Annotated in this window: 18 protein-coding genes, 1 tRNA gene and 2 pseudogenes; 10 read left to right on the forward strand and 11 right to left on the reverse strand. The window is 73.8% G+C overall.

From position 1 onward, the window contains the following. Positions 1 to 8 precede the first annotated feature (8 nt). Genes L6241_RS09725 through L6241_RS09745 form a run of 5 tightly spaced genes read right to left on the reverse strand, consistent with a single transcriptional unit; the run spans position 9 to position 3,529 of the window. Positions 9 to 404, reverse strand: a complete 396-nt coding sequence (locus tag L6241_RS09725) for a Fur family transcriptional regulator (RefSeq protein ID WP_123090836.1) — start codon at positions 402 to 404, stop codon at positions 9 to 11. Further along, complete coding sequence (locus L6241_RS09730) at positions 401 to 1,441, reverse strand: metal ABC transporter permease (protein ID WP_368245960.1); 1,041 nt, start codon at positions 1,439 to 1,441, stop codon at positions 401 to 403. Before L6241_RS09730 ends, L6241_RS09725 begins: the two co-directional genes overlap by 4 nt. Further along, complete coding sequence (locus tag L6241_RS09735) at positions 1,438 to 2,241, reverse strand: metal ABC transporter ATP-binding protein (protein ID WP_368245961.1); 804 nt, start codon at positions 2,239 to 2,241, stop codon at positions 1,438 to 1,440. The genes L6241_RS09730 and L6241_RS09735 overlap by 4 nt, the downstream gene beginning before the upstream one ends. After that, positions 2,238 to 3,176 carry a metal ABC transporter substrate-binding protein gene (locus L6241_RS09740; RefSeq protein ID WP_368245963.1) on the reverse strand — a complete coding sequence of 313 codons (939 nt, stop codon included), beginning with the start codon at positions 3,174 to 3,176 and terminating at the stop codon, positions 2,238 to 2,240. Before L6241_RS09740 ends, L6241_RS09735 begins: the two co-directional genes overlap by 4 nt. Positions 3,177 to 3,223: 47 nt before the next feature. Beyond that, entirely contained in the window at positions 3,224 to 3,529 is a 306-nt protein-coding gene (locus L6241_RS09745; RefSeq protein ID WP_068274394.1) for a hypothetical protein, read from the reverse strand. Between the two features lie 55 nt (positions 3,530 to 3,584). Between L6241_RS09745 and L6241_RS09750 the strand changes: the two genes are divergently transcribed. Next, entirely contained in the window at positions 3,585 to 4,991 is a 1,407-nt protein-coding gene (locus L6241_RS09750) for a glycine--tRNA ligase (protein WP_123090832.1), read from the forward strand. A 57-nt stretch (positions 4,992 to 5,048) separates the two neighbouring features. On the opposite strand, the gene L6241_RS09755 is transcribed toward L6241_RS09750, so the two are convergent. From L6241_RS09755 to L6241_RS09770, 4 genes and pseudogenes are all read right to left on the reverse strand, one after another. Further along, positions 5,049 to 5,807, reverse strand: coding sequence for an SIMPL domain-containing protein (locus L6241_RS09755; protein ID WP_368245964.1), 759 nt, complete (start codon positions 5,805 to 5,807; stop codon positions 5,049 to 5,051). An 84-nt stretch (positions 5,808 to 5,891) separates the two neighbouring features. Then, complete coding sequence (locus L6241_RS09760; protein WP_368246080.1) at positions 5,892 to 6,380, reverse strand: sulfurtransferase; 489 nt, start codon at positions 6,378 to 6,380, stop codon at positions 5,892 to 5,894. 27 nt (positions 6,381 to 6,407) lie between these two features. Further along, positions 6,408 to 6,722: pseudogene (locus L6241_RS09765) on the reverse strand (rhodanese-like domain-containing protein); the annotation flags it as partial. A gap of 133 nt (positions 6,723 to 6,855) precedes the next feature. Further along, positions 6,856 to 7,590 (reverse strand): annotated as a pseudogene (locus tag L6241_RS09770) (cation diffusion facilitator family transporter); the annotation flags it as partial. A gap of 164 nt (positions 7,591 to 7,754) precedes the next feature. Here L6241_RS09770 and L6241_RS09775 point away from each other — a divergent pair. The 8 genes from L6241_RS09775 (at position 7,755) to L6241_RS09810 (ending at position 16,519) form a co-directional block, all read left to right on the forward strand. Then, positions 7,755 to 8,933, forward strand: a complete 1,179-nt coding sequence (locus tag L6241_RS09775) for an NAD(P)/FAD-dependent oxidoreductase (RefSeq protein ID WP_368245965.1) — start codon at positions 7,755 to 7,757, stop codon at positions 8,931 to 8,933. A 99-nt stretch (positions 8,934 to 9,032) separates the two neighbouring features. Beyond that, entirely contained in the window at positions 9,033 to 10,472 is a 1,440-nt protein-coding gene (locus L6241_RS09780) for a hypothetical protein (protein ID WP_368245967.1), read from the forward strand. A gap of 47 nt (positions 10,473 to 10,519) precedes the next feature. Continuing rightward, positions 10,520 to 11,767 carry a tRNA dihydrouridine synthase DusB gene (dusB, locus tag L6241_RS09785; protein ID WP_368245968.1) on the forward strand — a complete coding sequence of 416 codons (1,248 nt, stop codon included), beginning with the start codon at positions 10,520 to 10,522 and terminating at the stop codon, positions 11,765 to 11,767. A gap of 1 nt (position 11,768) precedes the next feature. Continuing rightward, on the forward strand, positions 11,769 to 12,440 hold the full coding sequence (locus tag L6241_RS09790) for a YdeI family protein (protein ID WP_368245970.1): 672 nt from the start codon (positions 11,769 to 11,771) through the stop codon (positions 12,438 to 12,440). Positions 12,441 to 12,481: 41 nt separating this feature from the next. Next, entirely contained in the window at positions 12,482 to 13,708 is a 1,227-nt protein-coding gene (locus L6241_RS09795; RefSeq protein ID WP_368245972.1) for a deoxyguanosinetriphosphate triphosphohydrolase, read from the forward strand. A 270-nt stretch (positions 13,709 to 13,978) separates the two neighbouring features. Continuing rightward, a complete protein-coding gene (gene dnaG / locus L6241_RS09800) occupies positions 13,979 to 15,898 on the forward strand; it encodes a DNA primase (protein WP_368245973.1) in 1,920 nt (639 codons plus the stop codon). Next, the gene (locus L6241_RS09805; RefSeq protein WP_201466411.1) at positions 15,895 to 16,389 is read left to right on the forward strand and encodes a hypothetical protein; all 495 of its coding nucleotides are present in this window, start codon (positions 15,895 to 15,897) and stop codon (positions 16,387 to 16,389) included. The genes dnaG and L6241_RS09805 overlap by 4 nt, the downstream gene beginning before the upstream one ends. Before the next feature lie 57 nt (positions 16,390 to 16,446). Continuing rightward, positions 16,447 to 16,519 (forward strand) — tRNA-Asn (locus L6241_RS09810). 58 nt (positions 16,520 to 16,577) lie between these two features. Here L6241_RS09810 and L6241_RS09815 read toward each other — a convergent pair. Further along, positions 16,578 to 17,489, reverse strand: a complete 912-nt coding sequence (locus L6241_RS09815) for a transporter substrate-binding domain-containing protein (RefSeq protein WP_368245974.1) — start codon at positions 17,487 to 17,489, stop codon at positions 16,578 to 16,580. Between the two features lie 153 nt (positions 17,490 to 17,642). Here L6241_RS09815 and L6241_RS09820 point away from each other — a divergent pair, with 153 nt between their 5' ends. Further along, positions 17,643 to 19,046, forward strand: a complete 1,404-nt coding sequence (locus L6241_RS09820; RefSeq protein ID WP_368245975.1) for an NAD(P)/FAD-dependent oxidoreductase — start codon at positions 17,643 to 17,645, stop codon at positions 19,044 to 19,046. A gap of 16 nt (positions 19,047 to 19,062) precedes the next feature. Here the strand turns inward: L6241_RS09820 and L6241_RS09825 are convergent, their stop codons facing one another. Next, the gene (locus L6241_RS09825; protein ID WP_368245977.1) at positions 19,063 to 19,812 is read right to left on the reverse strand and encodes a DUF4241 domain-containing protein; all 750 of its coding nucleotides are present in this window, start codon (positions 19,810 to 19,812) and stop codon (positions 19,063 to 19,065) included. Positions 19,813 to 19,815: the final 3 nt, after the last annotated feature.

Below are 19,815 nucleotides of genomic sequence, written 5' to 3' on the forward strand. Positions count from 1 at the left end.
CGAAGGGGTCAGCCGCGCGAGCAGTCCGCGCAGCGCCCGAAGATCTCCAGGGTGTGCTCGACCTGGGTGAAGCCGTGCTCGGCGGAGACCCGGTCGGCCCAGCGCTCCACCGTCGGCCCCTCGACCTCGACGGCCCGACCGCACTCACGGCACACGAGGTGGTGGTGGTGCCCGGTGCTGCACCGGCGGTAGAGGGACTCGCCCTCGTCGGTGCGCACGACGTCGACGTCGCCGTCGTCGGCCATCGCCTGCAGGGCGCGGTAGACGGTCGCGAGGCCCACCCGCTCGCCGGCGGTCGACAGCCGGGTGTGCAGCTCCTGCGCGGACTCGAAGGCCTGGGAGCGCGACAGCGCCTCGGCGACGGCGACCCGCTGGCGGGTCGGCCTGCGTGCTGGTGTGCTCATCGTGCCCCTTCGTGGTCGCGGGCGTCGTCACCGCGGTGGTCGTGCTCGTGGTCGCCGTGCTCGTGCTCGTGGTCGCCGTGCTCGTGCCAGTGGTCGCCGTGCGCGGCGTGACGGTGCCCGTCGTGGACGTAGTCGACGTGGTCGCCGTGCAGCACCTGCTCGTGGCCGCACTCGTCCCAGTGCACGTGCTCGTGCGGGTGCCCGGCAGGAGCCGCCCGGCGCCGTCGCAGGGTGCGCGCCGCCGCGCCGCCGGCCGCGGCGAGGACGAAGATCGCGATGAGCAGGAGGACGATCGTGCCACCGGAGGGGGTGTCCGCGTAGAAGCTCGCGACGACCCCGCCGACGCTCGTCCCGATGCCGATGACGACGGCCCACCGCAGGGCCCCGCGGAAGCTGCGCCCGAGCTGCTGACCGGCCGCGTTGGGCAGGATCATCAGCGCGCTGATGAGCAGCAGGCCGACGACGCGCATCGAGACGACGACGGTGAGGGCGGTGAGCGCGGCGAGCAAGACGTTGGTGCCGACGACCGGCAGGCCGACGGCCCGTGCGTACTCCTCGTCCTGCGCCACGGCGAAGAAGCGGCCGCGCAGCACCGTCGTCACGAGGACGACGACGGCGGAGAGCACGGCGAAGGCGACGAGGTCGGCGCGCGAGACCGTGTTGATCGCGCCGAAGAGGTAGCCGTTGAGGTTGACCGGGGCACCCGCCGGCGCACGCGCGATGAGCACGACGCCGGCGGCGATGCCGCCGTAGAACATCACGGCGAGCGCGAGGTCGCCGCCCGTGCGCGCGTACGAGCGCAGCAGCTCGATGAGCACCGCCGCGACGAGGGCGACGACGAGCGCGGTCCACACGGGGGAGGTCGAGGTGACCACGCCGACCCCGACACCGGCCAGGGCCATGTGGCCCAGGCCGTCGCCGATGAGCGACATGCGCCGCTGGACGAGGAAGACCCCGACGAGCGGCGCGGCAGCGCCGACGAGCAGCGCCGCGAGCAGCGCGTTGCGCATGAAGTCCAGGGAGAGCAGGTCGCTCATGCACGCCTCCTGGGGGCGATGATCTCGCCGGTGAGCGAGGGGTCGGGCTCGTGGTCGAGCTCGTCGTCGTGGTGGTGGTGCACGTGGCCGAGGTCGTCGAGCGCCGAGGGTGGCCCGTCGTAGGCGATCGCGCCGTCGCGCACGACGACGGCCCGGGTGACCAGGTCGCGCAGGGCGTCGAGCTCGTGCGTGACGACGACGAGGGTCGCGCCCCGCTCGACGAGGCGTCGCAGCACGGCGGCGAGCACCCGCTGGTTGCCGACGTCGACGCCGGCGGTCGGCTCGTCGAGGACGAAGAGCTCGGGTCCGGCGGCGAGAGCCCGGGCGATGAGCACCCGGCGCTGCTGGCCGCCCGAGAGGGTCGAGACCTCGTGGGTGCGCTGCTCGCTCAGGCCGACGACCTCGATCGCCTCGCGGACGGCCGTGCGGTGCTCGGGAGCCAGGGCCCGCCACGGCGCCCACCACGGCACGCGGGGGACACGGCCGGTCGCGACGATCTCCTCGACGGTCGCCGAGACGGTCGAGGCGAGGGTGTGGCGCTGCGGGACGTACCCGACCCGCGTGCGCTCCTCGAGGTGCTCGCGCGGGGTGCCGAAGAGGTCGACGGTCCCGCGGCTGGTCTCGGCGAGCCCGAGCAGGCCCTTGACGACGGTCGACTTGCCCGACCCGTTGGGCCCGAGCACGGCGACGACCTCGCCGCGCTCCACGACGAGGTCGACGCCGGTGACGACGGTGCGCTCGGAGTACCCGAAGGAGGCCGCGTGCACCCGAATCACCGGGGTGGGCTCTGCTGAGCTCATGAGCAGGACTGGCCCTTCTCCAAGGTCGTGAGGTTGGCCTCCATGATGCCGAAGTAGTCCTGCGCGGACGACTCGTCGGTCACCCCTTCGATCGGGTCGAGGACCATGACCTGCGCGTCGGCCTCCTTCGCGATGGTCTCGGCGACGTCCTTGGGCACGAGGGTCTCGGCGTAGACCGTCGGCACGTCGTGCTCGCGGATGTGCTCGACGACGTCCTTCATCGCCTGCGCGCTGGGCTCGGTCTCGGGGGTGAGCCCGGTGATCGACTCCTGGGTCAGGCCGTACGCGTCGGCGAGGTAGCCGAAGGCGGCGTGCGAGGTGACGAGGTCGGTCGTCTGGCAGTCCTTCAGGCCCTCGCGGAAGGAGGCGTCGAGCGAGTCGAGCCGGGTGCGCATGTCCTTGGCGTTCTGCTCGTACTCCGCGGCGTGGTCGGGGTCGACCCGGCCGAGCTCGCCGGCGATCGCGTCGGCGACGTCCGCGTAGCGCTGCGGGTCGAGCCAGAAGTGGGGGTCCTGCGAGCCGTGGTCGTGGCCCGCGTGCTCCTCCGCGGACTCGCCGCCGTGGTCGTGGCCGTCGTCGGTGGCGGCGAGGTCGAGCCGGGCGGCCTTCGTCACGTCGAAGGCGGTGCCGTCGGCCTCGGTGATCGCGTCGTCGACGGCGGGCTGGAAGTCGGCGAGGTAGACCACCGAGTCGGCCTGGGCCACCGACAGCACGTCCTTCGGGCTGAGCTCGAGGTCGTGCGGCTCGGCGCCGGGGCGGGTGAGGTTGCTCGCCTCGACCCGGTCGCCGCCGACCTGCTGCACGGCGTACTGCAGGGGGTAGAAGGAGGTGACCACCTCGAGGCGGTCACCCCCGCCCGCTGCGTCGTCGGAGCCGTCGCTGCCGCAGGCGGCGAGGGCGAGGAGGGGGGCGACGAGGAGGGCGGTGCGCTTCATGACAACCATTCTCATCTTAATTGAGAACGGTTGTCAAAATCGACGGGTCAGCGCGGGACGGCTCGCACGACGGTGATCGCCAGGCACAAGACGATGACCGCGAGGCGGAGCATCTTCTCCGACGGCGTGAGGCGCGGCCAGCTGATGGCGAGCACCCAGACGAGGACGAGCACCGCGAGGGCGAGGAAGACCCAGCCCCAGCCGGGCACGACCGCACCGAGCAGGACGAGGGCGAAGACGCCGAGGACGGGCACGACCGGCGGCAGCCCCGACACCCATCGGACGAGGGGCGCGGTGGCGCGGGCGACGGCGGTGTCCCGCGGGACCTCGGGGGACGGCTGGGACGGGCTCACCCGACGATCGTAGGCGGTGGTCGGCACCCCCTTCGCGGCCGGATAGCCTTGCGCCATGGCCAAGCAGACCTCCACCGTCGACACCGTCGTCTCGCTGTGCAAGCGGCGGGGATTCGTCTTCCCCTGCGGCGAGATCTACGGCGGCACCCGCTCCGCGTGGGACTACGGTCCCCTCGGCGTCGAGCTCAAGGAGAACATCAAGCGCCAGTGGTGGCGCTCGATGGTCACCGGTCGTGACGACGTCGTCGGCCTCGACTCCTCGATCATCCTGCCGCGCGAGACATGGGTCGCCTCCGGGCACGTCGGCACCTTCACCGACCCGCTCGTCGAGTGCCTCAGCTGCCACAAGCGCCGCCGTCAGGACCACCTGCAGGAGGCCGTGGCCGAGAAGGCCGCGAAGAAGGGCCAGGAGCTCGACCCGGACGACGTGCCGATGTCCGAGGTCGTCTGCCCCGACTGCGGCACCCGGGGCCAGTGGACCGAGGCGCGCGAGTTCAACATGATGCTCAAGACCTACCTCGGCGTCATCGAGGACGAGTCCGGGCTGCACTACCTGCGCCCCGAGACCGCGCAGGGCATCTTCATCAACTTCCTCAACGTCCTCGGCACCTCGCGCAAGAAGCCCCCCTTCGGCATCGCGCAGACCGGCAAGTCCTTCCGCAACGAGATCACGCCGGGCAACTTCATCTTCCGCACGCGCGAGTTCGAGCAGATGGAGATGGAGTTCTTCGTCAAGCCCGGCGAGGACGAGGACTGGCACCAGTACTGGATCGACGAGCGCACCCGCTGGTACACCGACCTCGGCATCAAGCCCGAGAACCTGCGCCACTACGAGCACGCGCAGGAGAAGCTCTCGCACTACTCGAAGCGCACCGTCGACATCGAGTACCGCTTCGGCTTCAGCGGCAACGAGTGGGGCGAGCTCGAGGGCATCGCCAACCGCACCGACTTCGACCTCAAGAGCCACAGCGAGCACTCGGGCACCGACCTCGTCTACTTCGACCAGGCCTCCGGCGAGAAGTACACGCCGTACGTCATCGAGCCGGCAGCGGGCCTGTCGCGCTCGCTCATGACCTTCCTCGTCGACGCCTACGCCGAGGACGAGGCGCCCAACGCCAAGGGCGGGGTCGACACCCGCACCGTGCTGCGCCTCGACCACCGCCTCGCGCCGGTCAAGGCCGCGGTGCTCCCGCTCTCGCGCAACGCCGACCTCTCGCCCAAGGCCCGCGACCTCGCCGCCCAGCTGCGCCGCAGCTGGAACGTCGACTTCGACGACGCCCAGGCGATCGGCAAGCGCTACCGCCGCCAGGACGAGATCGGCACGCCGTACTGCATCACCGTCGACTTCGACACCCTCGAGGACGACGCGGTGACGATCCGCGAGCGCGACTCGATGCGCCAGGAGCGGGTGAGCATCGACCAGGTCGAGTCCTGGCTCGCCCCCAAGCTCCTCGGCTGCTGAGCCGCACCGCACGACAGCCAGCGCCCCCGGCCACCAGGCCGGGGGCGCTGCGTCGTCTCAGAGGAGCTCCCAGACCACCTCGACCTGGACGGTGAGGTCCTGCTCGCCGGCGTAGAGGGCGAAGGCCCTGCCGGTGCTCGCGTCGGCGCTGCTGAGCGACTGCGCCTCGAAGACGCCCCGGTCACCGCGGGGCTCGACGATCTTCGTGGCCCTCCCGAGCCGGCGCCCGGACGCCTTCGCGTACTGCTCGGCGGTCGCGCGCGAGTCGGCCATCGCCTCGTCGCGCGCCTCCTTCGTCGCCTGCGTCTCGTCGCTCACCGCGAGCCGGATCCCGCCGACGCGCAGCGCCCTGCCGGCGTCCTTGGTCGCCGCGGTGATGGCGTCGCCGGCGTCGTCGAGGGCGACCTCGACCCGCACCGACTGCGTGACGGAGTAGCCCGTCGGCTCGGGCGCCTGCCCCTTGACCCGGCGGTAGGTCGGGCGCATCTGGGCGCCGGTGGTCCGCACGTCCTCGCGGGCGACGCCCTGGTCGACGAGGGCGTCGACGGCCGTCGACAGCTCGGCGCTCGAGCGGCTCAGCGCGTCGTCGAGGCCCTCGGCCCGGGTCGTCACCGACAGGTCGAAGTGGACCTCGTCGGGCACGACGCTCGTGCTCCCCGAGCCACGGATGGTGATCGTCTCGCTGCTCGCCGGGCCTGCCGGGTCCGGCTCGTCGGCCTGCGCGCTGCTCGTGCCGACGACGTAGGCGAGCGCGAGCCCGACCACGACGGCGAGCGTCACGACCGCCCCGCGCATGCTGCTGGAGATCCCGCTCATCTGCCCCACCCCGATCCTCGTGCGACGGCCCGTGCCGTCGACCTCGGGGCTAGGACGCAGCGGGGGAGCGGGTGGTTCCCCCGCTCAGGCGCCGGTGGCGACGGGCCGCTCGGGGTCGGACACCCACTCGCTCCACGAGCCGATGTACGGCACGGCGGTCACCCCGATCTCGGCGAGGGCGAGCGCCGTGTGCGCCGCGGTGACGCCCGAGCCGCAGTACGTGCCGACGGGTGTCGCGTCGGAGGCGTGCAGCCCGAGGGCGTGCAGCCGCTCCCGCAGCTCTTCCGGCGGGAGCAGCCGGCCGTCCGGGCGCACCAGCTCGCCCATGGGCAGGTTCGTCGCCCCGGGGACGTGCCCGGCGACCGGGTCGATCGGCTCGCTCTCGCCGCGGAAGCGCTCGGGCGTGCGGGCGTCGAGGAGCAGACCCTCCTGCGCGACCCGGGCGGCGCCGTCGGCGTCGAGGACCGGCAGGCTCCCGGGGCGCACGACGACGTCACCCGGCTCGACCGGGTCCGGCTCGGTGCTCACCGGCAGCCCGGCGTCGCGCCACGCGGACAGACCGCCGTCGAGCACGCGGACGTCCTCGACGCCTGCCCAGCGCAGCACCCACCACGCCCGGGCGGCCGACAGCGAGGTGCGCTGGTCGTAGACGACGACGGTGCTCTCGGCGCGCACACCCGCGGCTCGCAGGCCCTCCTGGAGCACCTCCGGGTCGGGCAGGGGGTGCCGTCCACCCGCGCCGGGCGGGCCGGCGAGGACGGAGTCGAGGTCGACCGGCGCCGCCCCGGGCAGGTGACCGGCGGCGTAGAGCTGGGCGCTCGGCGTGCCGCCCAGCTCGTACTGCACGTCGAGCACGACGACGTCGGGGCGCTGACGCATCGCGTCGAGGGCAGCAGGGGTGAGCAGCGTGCTCATGAGGGTCCTCCGGGGGTCGGTGTCGGGCCGGCCACGGGCACCTCGTGCTCGTAGTCGTCGTAGGAGCGGGGTCCTCGCGCGGCTCGATGTGGGTCGAGACCCGCAGGTCGGGGTACTCCGCCCGCAGCGCGTCCTCGACCTCCTCGACGAGGTCGTGGGCCCGACGCACGTCCCACGCCCCGGGCACGAGGACGTGCACCTCGGCGAAGGAGGTGTGGCCGGCGACCCGGGTGCGCAGGCCGTGGAAGTGGACCTCGTCGTCGGCCCACCGCGAGAGCAGCTCGGCGAGCCGGACGTTGTCGGACTCGTCCATCGTGCGATCCATGAGCCCGCTCGTCGACTCGTCGAGCAGCCCCCACCCGGCCCACAGGATGTTGGCCGCGACGAGCAGCGCGACGACGGGGTCGAGCCAGTCGACGCCGCTGAGCCACACGAGCGCGACGCCGACGACGACCCCGACGGAGGTGACGACGTCGGTGAGCAGGTGCCGGCCGTCGGCGGTGAGGGTGATGGAGCGGTGCCGGCGGCTGGCCCGCAGGAGGACGACGGCGACGAGCCCGTTGACGACCGACGCGCCGACCGAGATGGCCAGACCGATGCCGACGTCCTCCACCGGCCGGGGGTCGAGCAGGCGCAGCACCGACTGCCAGATGATGACGAGCGCGGCGACGGCGATCATCGCGCCCTCGAGGGCGGCGGAGAGGTACTCCGCCTTCGCGTGGCCGAAGTGGTGGCCCGCGTCGGCGGGGGCCGCCGCGACGCGCAGGGCGACGAGCGCGCCGACGGCGGCGACGAGGTTGACGACCGACTCGGCGGCGTCCGAGAGCAGACCGACGGATCCGGTGACGAGCCAGGCGGTGGTCTTCATCCCGATCGTCACCAGGGCGGCAGCGATGGCCAGCCAGGCGAAGCGGGTCAGACGGGCCCGGTCGACCCGGGCGTGCGGTGCGGCGGTCGTCACCCGGCCATCCTCGCGCACGGGGCCCGACCTGAGGCCCCGCAGCCGCCGGTCGCGCGGGTAGCGTCCGCCCCATGAGCCGGCACCACGACGTCGTCGTCCTCGGGGGAGGGAACGCCGGCATCTCGCTGGCCGCCCGGCTGCGCCGGGTCGGCTGCCGAGACGTCCTCGTCGTCGCCCCCTCCGCGACCCACCTCTACCGACCGATGCTCAACTACGTCGGCGGCGGTCAGGCGCGCCTCGACGAGCTCACCCTGACGACGCACGCCGTCATGCCCTCGGGCGTGCAGTGGCTGCGGGACCGGGCGGTCGCCGTGCATCCCGACCTCCACGAGGTCGAGACGGCGAAGGGGGAGCGCGTCGGCTACACCGACCTCGTCGTCGCGACCGGGCTCGAGGAGGACCTCGGCGCGGTCGAGGGTCTCGAGACGGCTCTCGCATCGGGCTGGGCGAGCACCCCGCACCTCGAAGAACGGGCCGAGCGCACCTGGGAGGCGCTGCGCCCCCTTCGCCGCGGCAGGGTCGTGCTGAGCATCCCGCCCGAGCCGGCGCCGTGCGGTGGCACGGCGCTCAAGCCCCTCTTCCTCGCGGCCGACCACTGGCGGCGCGAAGGGGTCCTCGGCGACGTCGAGATCCATCTCGTCACCCCCTTCGCGTCGGTCCTCGACCTCCCCTTCGTCGACGGCACGCTCACCACCCGGCTCGAGAGGCTCGGCGTCCAGGTGCACCACGACGCCCGGGTCGCGTCGCTCGACGGCGCCACCCGCGAGGTCGTCGTCGCGTCCGGCGGGGGCACGACGACGATCGCGGACGTCGACCACGCCGTCGTCGTCCCGCACTACCGGGGGCCGTCCTGGCTGGCCGGTCTCGCCGGTGGCGAGCACGGGCTCGTCGACGTCGACCCCGAGACGATGGCGCACCGCAGCGCACCGGACGTGTGGTCCCTCGGTGACGTCGCCGACCTGCGCACCCGCCCGTCCGGGGGAGCGCTGCGTCGGCAGGTCGACGTCCTCGCCGACAACGTCGCCCGCCGCCGTCTCGGCGAGCCGTTGCGCCGCTACGACGGCTACACGATCATCCCGATCACCACCGACCGGCGCCGGCTGCTCCTCGCCGAGATGGACCGCGATGGCACCCCTCAGCCCACCGTGCGCCGACCCGATCTCACCGTCCCGAGGACCTGGCTGTGGGTCTTCGACCGCTACCTCGAGCCGAGGGTCTACCGCTACGCCCTGCTGCGCGGCCGCGTCTGAGGCCGGACCGAGATCGGACCGGCTGCGCGGGCGCAGGTGCAGGGTCCATCCTGGCGACGAGAGGTCGCGCCGCACGAGGGCGGACGGGAGGTCGGTGCCATGGGTGGGCCGTCGCGAGACGAGCAGGAGTTCGTCAGCTGGGCGCGCTCCAGCGTGGCCGGGCTGCTGCGCGAGGCCGGCCACGGCCGGGTCGACGAGGAGCAGGCCCGCGTCGACGTGCACGAGGCCCTCGTCCTCGTGGCCGTGCGCTGGGGCGTGCTGCGCCACGAGGAGCCCCTCGCGTACGCGCGGCGCGCCATGCACCGGCACCGGACCCACCCGGGCTCGCGGATGACGCCCCCTCCCGCCACGTCCGACCTCGACGCCCTCGTCGACAGCGCGTGGCGCACCGCGACGACCCGTCGTCGGGCCGGGCGGCGCCGCGGGGCGGTCGTCGCGGCGGCCGTCGTCGCCGTGCTCGGCGTCGGCTTCGCCCTCGGGCCCGACGCGGCGGTCGAGCCCGTGCCGGCACCGACGTCGACCTCCGAGGGCCCGGGCCGCCCGGTCGTGCTCGGCGGCGCTCAGGTCGACCGGCTCGTCCCGGCCGAGCAGCTGGGCGACCTGCCGCGGTACCCCGACCCGGGCAGCCTGGGCCTCGGGGCGACGCTGGGCTGGACCGCGGGCGCCGACATCTCCGGGCTGCCGCAGGGCGGGCTCTCGCAGCCGGTGCGCGCCGCCGCCCTGCGCCGCGTCCAGGGCCGCCACCGGGCGCACCTCGTGCTGCGCCTCACGGGCACGCCGACGCCCTACGTCGAGGTGGAGGAGCTGCTGACCAGCCAGGTCGTCGGGGAGCCGCTCGTGCTCACCGGCGACATGATCCACCCCGACCGGGACAGGGTCGCCGTGCCCCAGCCCGGGCGGGTGGTGCTCGTCGACGTGGCCGCCGGGCGCACCCGGGACATCCCGGTGCCCGACGAGCGGCTGAGCAGCCTCGGGTGGGCCGGCAACGGCGACATCATCGTGCGCGGGGAGTCGACGTGGCGGATCACCGGCTCGCGCGTGCGGCGGGCAGACCCCCAGGTCAGCCCGGCCCCCGAGGAGCTCGTGCTGCGTCCCGACGGCCGGCTCGAGCGCTCCTCCTACGCCGGCACGGGCGACCTCGTCGGCGGCGAGACGATGCCCGGTCCGGTCGGCGGCGTGCACGGCGAGACGGTGAGCGACATCGCCGGGTGGTCGGCGGCCGGCATCTGGCTGCCGCAGTGGGCCACCGCCCAGCTCGACGGCAGCTACCAGGGCATCTACGCCGTGCAGGTCGACGCCTCGCCCCGTCCGCGGGTGCTCGCCGCGGCCGACGACAGCACCGTCATGGGCGGCCTCGTCCCGCTCGACTGGGGCCCGGCCGACCAGCTGCTCCTCCTCTCGCGCTCCGCCCTGGGCACCTGGGTCCTCGTGTGGGACGTCCACACCGGCACGACGTGGCGGGTCACCGAGGTCCTCGGGCAGCCACCGCCGGGGTCGCAGCCGGCGGTGGGGGAGATGGTCGGCTCGCCGGTGCTGTGAGCCGGCGGGGAGGGGCTGTCCGCCGGTGGTGGGACACTGGGGTGGTCATGAGCGCTCCCACCACCACCTCGCCCCGCACCGCGCCGCCCGCGACGCCGGCCGTCGCGTCGCCGGTGCTGCCACCCCTTCGCCTCGGCCGCCACACGATCACCTCGCCGGTGGTCCTCGCGCCGATGGCCGGCATCACCAACGTCGCCTTCCGCCGGTTGTGCCGGCGCTACGGCGCGGCCGGTCACGTCGCCGGCGGGGCCGACGGGGCGAGCAGCCTGTACGTCAACGAGATGGTCACCTCGCGCGCGGTCGTCGAGCGCTCGCCCGAGACGATGCGGCTGCTCGAGCACGACCCGGACGAGCACCCGCGCAGCGTCCAGCTCTACAGCGTCGACCCCGGTGCCACCCGGCTGGCCGCCCGCATCATCGCCACGGAGGACCGGGCCGACCACATCGACCTCAACTTCGGGTGCCCGGTGCCGAAGGTGACGCGCAAGGGCGGGGGAGCGGCGCTGCCGTGGAAGCGCGACCTCTTCCGCTCCATCGTCGCCGCCGCCGTCGAGGAGGGCTCGCGCCGCGACATCCCGGTGACGGTGAAGATGCGCAAGGGCATCGACGACGAGCACCTCACCTACCTCGAGGCCGCGCAGATCGCCGTCGACGAGGGGGTGGCGGCGATCTCGCTGCACGGCCGCACCGCGTCCCAGGCGTACTCCGGCCAGGCCGACTGGTCGGCGATCCGGCTGCTCAAGGAGACGATCACGCAGGTCCCGGTCCTCGGCAACGGCGACATCTGGTCGGCGGACGACGCCCTGCGGATGGTCCGCGAGACCGGCTGCGACGGCGTCGTCGTCGGCCGCGGCTGCCTGGGCCGGCCGTGGCTCTTCACCGATCTCGCGGCCGCCTTCGCCGGCTCGAGCGCTCGCGTCCGACCGACCCTCGGCGAGGTCGCGGCGACGCTGCGCCTGCACGCCGAGCACCTCGTCGACTTCTACGACGGCGACGAGCTGCGCGGCTGCCGCGACATCCGCAAGCACATCGCCTGGTACCTCAAGGGCTTCCCGGCGGGCTCGCGCGTGCGCAACCAGCTCGCGCTCGTCGACTCGCTCGCCGCGCTCGACGACCTCATCGCGACGCTCGACCCGGACGTGCCCTGGCCCGCCGAGGCCGCCGACGGGCCCCGCGGCCGCGCCGGCTCCCCGCGCACCGTCGCCCTCCCGGAGGGCTGGCTGCGCAGCCGCGAGCTCGACGCCGACCAGGCCGCCCAGGTCTCTCAGGCCGAGCTGTCGGTGAGCGGCGGCTGAGATGACGTCGGGGGCGAAGGGGGCGCCCGGCCGCCCTGGGGGGACGCCGGAGCGACCGGCGACCTACTTCGCCGACGCGGCCGAGCTGCGGGCGTGGTTCGAGGAGCACCACGACAGCGCGAGCGAGCTGTGGATGGGGCTGCGCGGCAAGCACGTCCCCGACCGCGGCATCACCTGGGCGGAGGCGGTGCCGGTCGCCCTGTGCTTCGGGTGGATCGACAGCGTGAGCGAGCGGGTCGACGAGGACTCGCGGCGCCAGCGCTGGACGCCCCGTCGCGCGAGCAGCACGTGGAGCGCGGTCAACGTCGCTCACGTCGAGCGGCTGCGCGAGCAGGGGCTGATGACGCCGGCGGGCGAGGCGGCCTTCGAGCGGCGGCGCGAGGACCGCACGGCGATCTACACCTACGAGGTCGAGGCCGGTGAGCTGCCGCAGGGATACGCGGCCCGTCTCGAGGCAGAGCCCCGTGCCCGGGCCTTCTGGGCCGAGGCGACGCCGGGGTACCGCAAGCAGGCCACCCACTGGGTGCTCGGCGCGAAGCAGGAGGCCACCCGCGAGCGGCGGATGGGCGAGCTCGTCGCCGACTGCGCCGCCGGTCGGCTCATCCGCACGCAGCGCTACGGCACCGAGCCGGCCTGGGTGCGCCGGGCCCGGGGCGCCCAGGACGGCCTCTGAGGCCCGGCGGCGTGGACGTCGCGCACCCGTAGGCTCCCCCCGTGACCTATGCCGAGGCCGATCGTGAGCGCTGGGTGGCCGAGGACCCCGTGCACAAGCGCGCCGATCGCGACGACTTCGCGCGCGACCGGGGGCGGCTCATCCACTCCGCCGCCCTGCGCCGGCTCGCGGCGAAGACCCAGGTCGTCCAGCCGGCGAGCGACGACTTCGTGCGCAACCGGCTGACCCACACCCTCGAGGTCGCTCAGATCGGCCGGGAGTTCGGCGGGGCGCTGGGCTGCAACGCCGACGTCGTCGAGGTGGCCTGCCTCGCGCACGACCTCGGGCATCCCCCCTTCGGCCACAACGGGGAGAGCGCGCTCGACGCGATCGCCGCGGGCATCGGCGGCTTCGAGGGCAACGCGCAGACCCTGCGGATCCTCACCCGGCTCGAGGCCAAGCGGGTCCACCCCGACGGCCGGCCCGCCGGGCTCAACCTCACCCGCGCGAGCCTCGACGCCGCGACGAAGTACCCCTGGACCCGCGACGACGGCCCGCGCCCCGGACCGAAGTACGGCGCGTACGGCGACGACGTCGCGGTCTTCGGCTGGTTGCGCGGTGGCGCCGCGCCGCGGGTGCGCTGCCTCGAGGCCGACGTCATGGACTGGTCGGACGACGTCGCCTACTCCGTGCACGACGTCGAGGACGCCGTCGCCTGCGGCCAGCTCGACCCCGCGGCCCTGCGCGACACCGCCCGCTCGGACTCGGTGCTCGCCGCCGCCCACGGCGAGTACGCCGCGGACCTGCCGGCACACGAGGTCGAGGCCGCGCTCGCCCGGCTCACCGACCAGGGCCTCGTGCCGCTGCACTTCGACGGCAGCCGCGAGGCGCTCGCCCGGCTCAAGGACATGACCTCGCGGCTCGTCGGCCGCTTCGTCCAGGCCGCCGAGGAGGCGACCCGCGAGCGCTACGGCCCGGGCCCGCTCACCCGCTACGCGGCCTCGCTCGTCGTGCCCGACGACAGCCGCGCTGAGGTCGCGGTGCTCAAGGGGATGGCCGCCCACTTCGTCATGCACGCGAGCGAGCGCGCCGACGTCTACGTGCGCCAGCGGGTCGTCGTCGGCGACCTCGTCGAGTGGTTCGCCGCCGACCCACGAAGCCGTCTCGACCCCGACCTGGGGGCCGACCACGACGCCGCGGCCGACGACGCGGCACGGCTGCGGGTCGTCGTCGACCAGGTGGCCGGGCTCACGGACGTCCGGGCGCTCGCCCTCCACGCCCGGCTCTGAGCGCCCCCTTCGCCGCGACAGGGGTGCCGCTCGGGACGGCGTCCGGGGAACCCGTCCGTGCCCGGGACGACGCACCCGGCCCGGGACACCCGCCCATGACCGAGACGTGTCCCGGTCACACAGAGACTTCCCGGTCGGCCGCGACGATCCCGGCCCGAGCGCGGGACTCAGGTCATCGCGGCCCGGTCGTCACCTCCGTGCGCCGAGGCCGCTCTGAGCGCCCCCTTCGCCGCGGCACCTAGACTCACCTCGACCGCAGGAGGTGCACGCGTGGCAGGCAGGATCAGGGCCAAGGACGTCACGGCCGTCAAGGAGCGCTCGTCGATCACCGACGTCGTCCGTGAGCACGTGACGCTGCGCCCCGCCGGGGTCGGCGCGATGAAGGGGCTGTGCCCCTTCCACGACGAGAAGACCCCGTCCTTCACCGTGCGCGAGTCCGTCGGCAGCTATCACTGCTTCGGCTGCGGCGAAGGGGGAGACGTCCTCGACTTCGTGCAGAAGGTCGACCACCTCACCTTCACCGAGTCCGTCGAGCGGCTCGCCGGCAAGCTCGGCCTCGAGCTGCGCTACGAGGAGGGCGGTGCGCCGCGCCGCGGCGAGAGCATCGGCAAGCGCTCCCGGCTCGTCGAGGCCAACCGCACGGCCGAGCAGTGGTACCAGCAGATGCTCGTCGACACGAGCGAAGGGCGAGCCGGTCGCGACTTCCTGCGCCAGCGCGGCTTCATGCGCCCCGACGCCGAGCGCTTCGGCATCGGCTACGCACCCCGCGGCGGCGAGGAGCTGACCCGCCACCTCCTCGGACGCGGCTTCACCGACGAGGAGCTCGTCGCCGCCGGCTTGAGCGGGCGGGGCTCGAGGGGCCTCTACGACCGCTTCCGCGGCCGTCTGCTGTGGCCGATCCGGGACACGACGGGCGACACCCTCGGCTTCGGCGCCCGGCGCCTCTTCGAGGACGACCGGATCAACGCGAAGTACCTCAACACCTCCGAGACGGCGATCTACAAGAAGAGCCAGGTGCTCTACGGGCTCGACCTCGCGAAGAAGGCCATCTCGACCGAGCGCAAGGCCGTCGTCGTCGAGGGCTACACCGACGTCATGGCGGCCCACCTCTCCGGGGTCGAGCAGGCCGTGGCGACGTGCGGCACCGCCTTCGGTGTCGACCACATCAAGATGCTCCGGCGGATCATGCGCGACGAGGCCGACATGTCGCCGGCGCGGGTGGTCTTCACCTTCGACGGCGACGCGGCGGGGCAGAAGGCCGCGATGAAGGCCTACGGCGAGGACCAGCGCTGGGCCAGCCAGTCCTTCGTCGCGGTCGCCCGTGAAGGCATGGACCCGTGCGACCTGCGGCTGCGCGAGGGGGACGCCGCGGTGCGCGACCTCGTCGAGTCGGCGGTCCCGATGTTCGAGTTCGCGGTGCGCACGACGCTCGAGCGCTTCGACCTCACGACCGCGGAGGGTCGCGTGCGCGCGATGACGGCGGTCGCCCCGATCATCAACGCGATCCGCGACAGCGCGCTGCGCCCGGAGTACATCCGCACCGTCGCCGGATGGGTCGGTGTCGAGGTCGAGCAGATGCGCACCGCGACCCAGCGCGCCGGCCGTGTCTCGGCACAGCCGAGCACCGGCCCGAAGGAGCGCTCCGCACCCGCCGCTCCAGAGCCGAGCGCGGAGGCGATGGCCGGGCTGCCGGCGCCCGACCTGCGCGACCCCGTCGTCTTCGCCGAGCGCCAGCTCTTCCAGTCCGTGCTGCAGTACCCCTCCCTCTTCGCCGAGTCCGGCATCGAGGACTGGCAGCCCGAGGCGATCAGCGCCCCGGCGCACCGGGCCGTGCTCGACGCGATCCGTGAGGTCGGCCTGCGCCCGGACCTCTCGCTCGGCGGCTGGCACGCGCTGCTCGGCGAGGCCGCGTCGCTCACCGTGCGCGGGCTCATCGCCGAGCTCGCCGTCGCCCCCGTGCCCGTCGTCCTCGAGGCCTCGAGCGGGCTGCCGCCGCGGGCGTACACCGACTCGCTCGTCGCCCGGGTGCGGGAGCGCCAGGTGAGCCGCGAGATCGCCGACGGCATGGCGACGATGCGGCGCCTGGGCACCGACCCCAAGGCCGACCAGGCCGAGCTGCGCGCACTCTCGGTGCGCCTGCAGGACCTGGAGCGCCAGCGCGCAGCCATCCGTGATGGGCTGACCCGATGAGCATCCTGCGCCGACGTGACAAGCAGCCCCAGCCCGAGGGTCTCGAGCGGGGGGAGCGGGTCCTCGCCAGCGCGGCCCTCGCCGACGGCGGTGTGCTCGCCGTGACGACCTACCGGCTCGTCGTCGACGGCGAGCAGCCCGAGCGCTGCCCGTGGCACCTCGTCGACGGCGGCGGCTGGCGTCCCGAGCGCGACGAGATCTGGGCGAGCTTCGTCGACGGGCGTGAGCCGGGAGCCTGGGTGCTGCCGGACCCGGGCCCGGTGACGGACGCCTTCCGTGAGCGCGTCCAGGCCAGCGTCGTGCTCACCGAGCACGTCGGCGTCGACCGTCGCGACAAGGCCCGGGTCGTCCTGCGCAAGGACCTCGCGACGGGCGCGCTGAGCGTGCAGACCATCTACTCCGAGGGCGCCGACCCCGACCGGCCCGAGCTCAAGGAGCAGGTCGACGACGCCCTCGCCCGGCTCGCGGAGCACGTCGGCCTCGAGCGCTGACCGCCGTTTTCGTCGCTCGCGGTCTTCTTGCTATGGTGGCGCAGCGCTGAGGCGCGATCCCCTGTAGCTCAATTGGCAGAGCAATCGACTGTTAATCGATAGGTTGTTGGTTCGAGTCCAACCGGGGGAGCTCTTCATGACCAGGCCCGGACGCATCGCGTCCGGGCCTTCGTCGTGCCCCGGCCGGGTCAGCTCGAGGTGCTCGAGCCGGAGGGCGACGGGGTGGTCGGGGACGTGCACGACCGCACCTGCGGCGGCCGGTAGGTCTGCCGGCCGATGACCTTCGCGCTCGGCAGGTTGCGGGCGACGGCCCGGCGCCACTCGCCCGAGGAGATCATCGTGCGCAGCCCCTCGCTCACCCGGTAGCACAGGGCCCTGTCGTCCTTGGCCAGCCCGATCCCGTAGGACTCCCGGCCGAAGGGGCGACCCGACAGCCGCAGGTCGCTCCCGTCCTCCTCCTCGAGGTACCCGGCGAGGATCGTCGTGTCGGACGTGACCGCCTTGACCTCGTCGTCGCGCAGCCGGTCGACGCAGGCGTCGACGCTCTTCTCCTCGACGATGTGCAGCCCGGTGTAGTCGCGCACGAGGCGCTGCGTCGCCGAGGAGCCCGCGGCGCCGCACACGGTGAAGCCCCGGAGCTCCTGCGGCGAGCGGATGCTGCTGCGGCGGGGGAGCAGGAGCTCCTGGTCGGTGACGAGGTAGGGCCCGGCGAAGCGGACCTGCTCGGCGCGCTGCGGCGTCATCGAGTAGCTGGAGACGACCATGTCGACCTGACCGGTCGCGAGGAGGGTCTCGCGCTGGTCGGGGATCGCCTGGACGAAGGTGATGCGCTCGGTGCCCATCTGCTGCGCGACGTAGCGGCTGACGTCGACGTCGAGACCGGAGTAGTCGTCGCCGTCCTTGACGCCGAGGCCGGGCTGGTCGAAGGAGATCGCGACGCGCAGGCGGTCGGGCGCCGGCGGCAGCCCGTCGCTCGAGGTCGTCGTGCCAGGGGTGGGGGTCGAGGTGCTCGGGGGCACGTCGACGGCCTGGCTGCACGCGCTCACCAGCAGCAGGGCCGGGACCGCGAGCGCAGCGGCGACTCGACGACCCCTGGGCATGGCCCTCATCCTCGCACCCCACGTGCGGGACGGCCTCCCCCTTCGCCCAGGTCAGGCGGGGTTGTGACCGCACCGTCACCCGTCGTCTCGAGCCCTGGGCACGGGTGCGGGGGCGCGGGCGTAGTCTCCTGCGCACCCGACCGAGGAGTAGCGATGCCCGACCGCCCGACCGAGCACGAGTCCCTCGCCGGGGCTGCCCGCCGGCCCTACTGGACCGACCCCGAGGTGCGGCCGGCGCCCTCGCCGGGGGAGTTGCTCCGGGGCGAGGTGCGCTGCGACCTCGCGGTCGTCGGGGGAGGCTTCACCGGGCTGTGGGCGGCCCTGCAGGCCGCGGAGGCGGACCCGGGTCGGCGGGTCGTCGTGCTCGAAGGGGGACCGCTCGGCTTCGGCGCGTCGGGGCGCAACGGCGGCTTCGTCTCTCCCTCGCTCACCCACGGGCTGGCCCAGGGGGTCGGGTGCTGGCCCGACGAGATCGAGACCCTCGAGCGGATGGGGGCTCAGAACTTCGCGGGGCTGCAGGCCGACGTCACCCGGCTGGGCATCGACTGCGACCTCCACGTGCCGGGGGAGCTGACCCTCGCGCTCGACGAGCACCAGGTGCGCACGCTGCGCGAGGGCTACCAGCTGCACCGGCAGCACGGTGCCGACGTGACCTGGCTCGACGCCCGAGCGGCGCGTGAGCGCGTCGACTCGCCCTGCTACCGCGCCGGCATGCTCGACCCGACAGTGGGTCTCGTCGACCCGGCGCGGCTGCTGTGGGGCCTGGCCGCCGCGGCCCGGGAGCGCGGCGTCGAGGTCGTCGAGCGCAGCCCGGTGCGGGCGATGGAGCGCGACGGGTCGGGGATGAGGCTGCGCGGTGACGAGGGATCGGTCCGCGCCGACCAGGTCGTCCTCGCGACCGGGGCGTACCCCGCGCTGCTGCGGCGGGTCGGCGCGTGGGTCATCCCCGTCTACGACCACGTCCTCATGACCGAGCCGCTGAGCGGCGAGCAGCTCGCGTCCCTGCGGTGGCACGGGCGCGAGGGGCTGACCGACGCGGGCAACCAGTTCCACTACTACCGGCTCACCGCCGACGACCGCATCCTCTTCGGCGGGTACGACGCGAGCTATCACTACGGGGGCCGCATCGACGCCGAGCTCGAGCAGGGGGCGTCGCACGACCTGCTCGCGAGGCATCTGCTCGAGATCTTCCCCCAGCTGGAGGGAGTGCGGATCAGCCACCGGTGGGCCGGGGTCATCGACACGACCTCGCGCTTTACCCCGATCTTCGGGACCTCGCACGGCGGCCGCGTGGCCTACGCGATGGGGTACACCGGGCTGGGGGTCGCGTCCACGCGCTTCGGCGCGGCGGTGGCGCTCGACCTCCTCGCCGGTGCCGAGACCGAGCGCACCGGTCTGTCGATGGTGCGGGACAAGCCCATCCCCTTCCCGCCAGAGCCGCTGCGCTACGCGGCGGTCCAGGCGACCCGTGCGGCGATGGCGCGTGAGGACCAGACCGGGCGACGGGGACCGCTCCTGCGCGCCCTCGACGTCGCGGGGGTGGGTTTCGACTCCTGATCGGCGAGGCGGGATCTTAGCGGCCGAGGAGGCGGCGCCACCACGAGATCGGCATGACGTCCTCGTGCCCGATCGTCTGGTACGGGTCGCTGGTAAGGAGGAAGTCGGTGAACGCGACCATCACCGCTCCCGTGTCATCGAGACCGAGCCAGGTGGGGTAGTCGCCATCACCCCACCCGGATGAGCAGATCGCGACGGCGGCGGGCCCCTCGTCGAGGGAGGCGATCATCCCGGAGCACGTGCCGATCTCGGCGTGGATCGCCGCCGACAGCGGGTCCCGCATGCGGCCCGCGTCATCGGCCAAGGCCTGACCGACCCGTCGCATCGCGGCTGGGCTGCCGAGCGCGCCTGTGCCCGAGTCGACGGGATATCCCCGGTAGTCCTCTGCGGCGAGGTCGCAGACGTCGTCGTCTGCCGACGTGGCCATCGCCCACCCGCAGACCGGGTTCGACCCAGCCAGGAGGAGCAAGGTCGCCATCCGCTCGTCGCCGGCCACCGTGGCGACGACCTCGACGACGTCGGCCCCGAGCCGACGGCTGAAGATGAGCGGCTCGGCCCCCATGACGTACGGGTCGCCGGCGGCGAGCTCGCCTCCGGGCAGGTGCAACGTGCCCAGCAGGACGTGCTCGAGGGGGTACGAGATGCCGGTCTCGCCTTGATCAGGCAGGAGGCTGCCGAGGAGGCAGTCGTAGATCCAGGACGCCCGCCGCTCCCACCACGGGGCCGTCGGGCCTGGTCGGCCGTGCAGCTCCGGCAGCTCGATCACGGC

Origin of the sequence: Janibacter sp. Y6 (assembly GCF_040900765.1) — a bacterium.
Taxonomy (GTDB): Bacteria; Actinomycetota; Actinomycetes; order Actinomycetales; family Dermatophilaceae; genus Marihabitans; species Marihabitans melonis.

What these genes read in the sequence shown, in the direction of transcription:
- L6241_RS09805 (WP_201466411.1), top strand. Translation starts at nt 15,895, where the DNA reads ATGAGCATCCTGCGCCGACGTGACAAGCAGCCCCAGCCCGAGGGTCTC.
- L6241_RS09790 (WP_368245970.1), top strand. Translation starts at nt 11,769, where the DNA reads ATGACGTCGGGGGCGAAGGGGGCGCCCGGCCGCCCTGGGGGGACGCCG.
- L6241_RS09750 (WP_123090832.1), top strand. Translation starts at nt 3,585, where the DNA reads ATGGCCAAGCAGACCTCCACCGTCGACACCGTCGTCTCGCTGTGCAAG.
- L6241_RS09740 (WP_368245963.1), bottom strand. Translation starts at nt 3,176, where the DNA reads ATGAAGCGCACCGCCCTCCTCGTCGCCCCCCTCCTCGCCCTCGCCGCC.
- L6241_RS09820 (WP_368245975.1), top strand. Translation starts at nt 17,643, where the DNA reads ATGCCCGACCGCCCGACCGAGCACGAGTCCCTCGCCGGGGCTGCCCGC.
- L6241_RS09730 (WP_368245960.1), bottom strand. Translation starts at nt 1,441, where the DNA reads ATGAGCGACCTGCTCTCCCTGGACTTCATGCGCAACGCGCTGCTCGCG.
- L6241_RS09775 (WP_368245965.1), top strand. Translation starts at nt 7,755, where the DNA reads ATGAGCCGGCACCACGACGTCGTCGTCCTCGGGGGAGGGAACGCCGGC.
- L6241_RS09735 (WP_368245961.1), bottom strand. Translation starts at nt 2,241, where the DNA reads ATGAGCTCAGCAGAGCCCACCCCGGTGATTCGGGTGCACGCGGCCTCC.
- dusB (WP_368245968.1), top strand. Translation starts at nt 10,520, where the DNA reads ATGAGCGCTCCCACCACCACCTCGCCCCGCACCGCGCCGCCCGCGACG.
- L6241_RS09725 (WP_123090836.1), bottom strand. Translation starts at nt 404, where the DNA reads ATGAGCACACCAGCACGCAGGCCGACCCGCCAGCGGGTCGCCGTCGCC.
- L6241_RS09755 (WP_368245964.1), bottom strand. Translation starts at nt 5,807, where the DNA reads ATGAGCGGGATCTCCAGCAGCATGCGCGGGGCGGTCGTGACGCTCGCC.
- L6241_RS09780 (WP_368245967.1), top strand. Translation starts at nt 9,033, where the DNA reads ATGGGTGGGCCGTCGCGAGACGAGCAGGAGTTCGTCAGCTGGGCGCGC.
- L6241_RS09815 (WP_368245974.1), bottom strand. Translation starts at nt 17,489, where the DNA reads ATGCCCAGGGGTCGTCGAGTCGCCGCTGCGCTCGCGGTCCCGGCCCTG.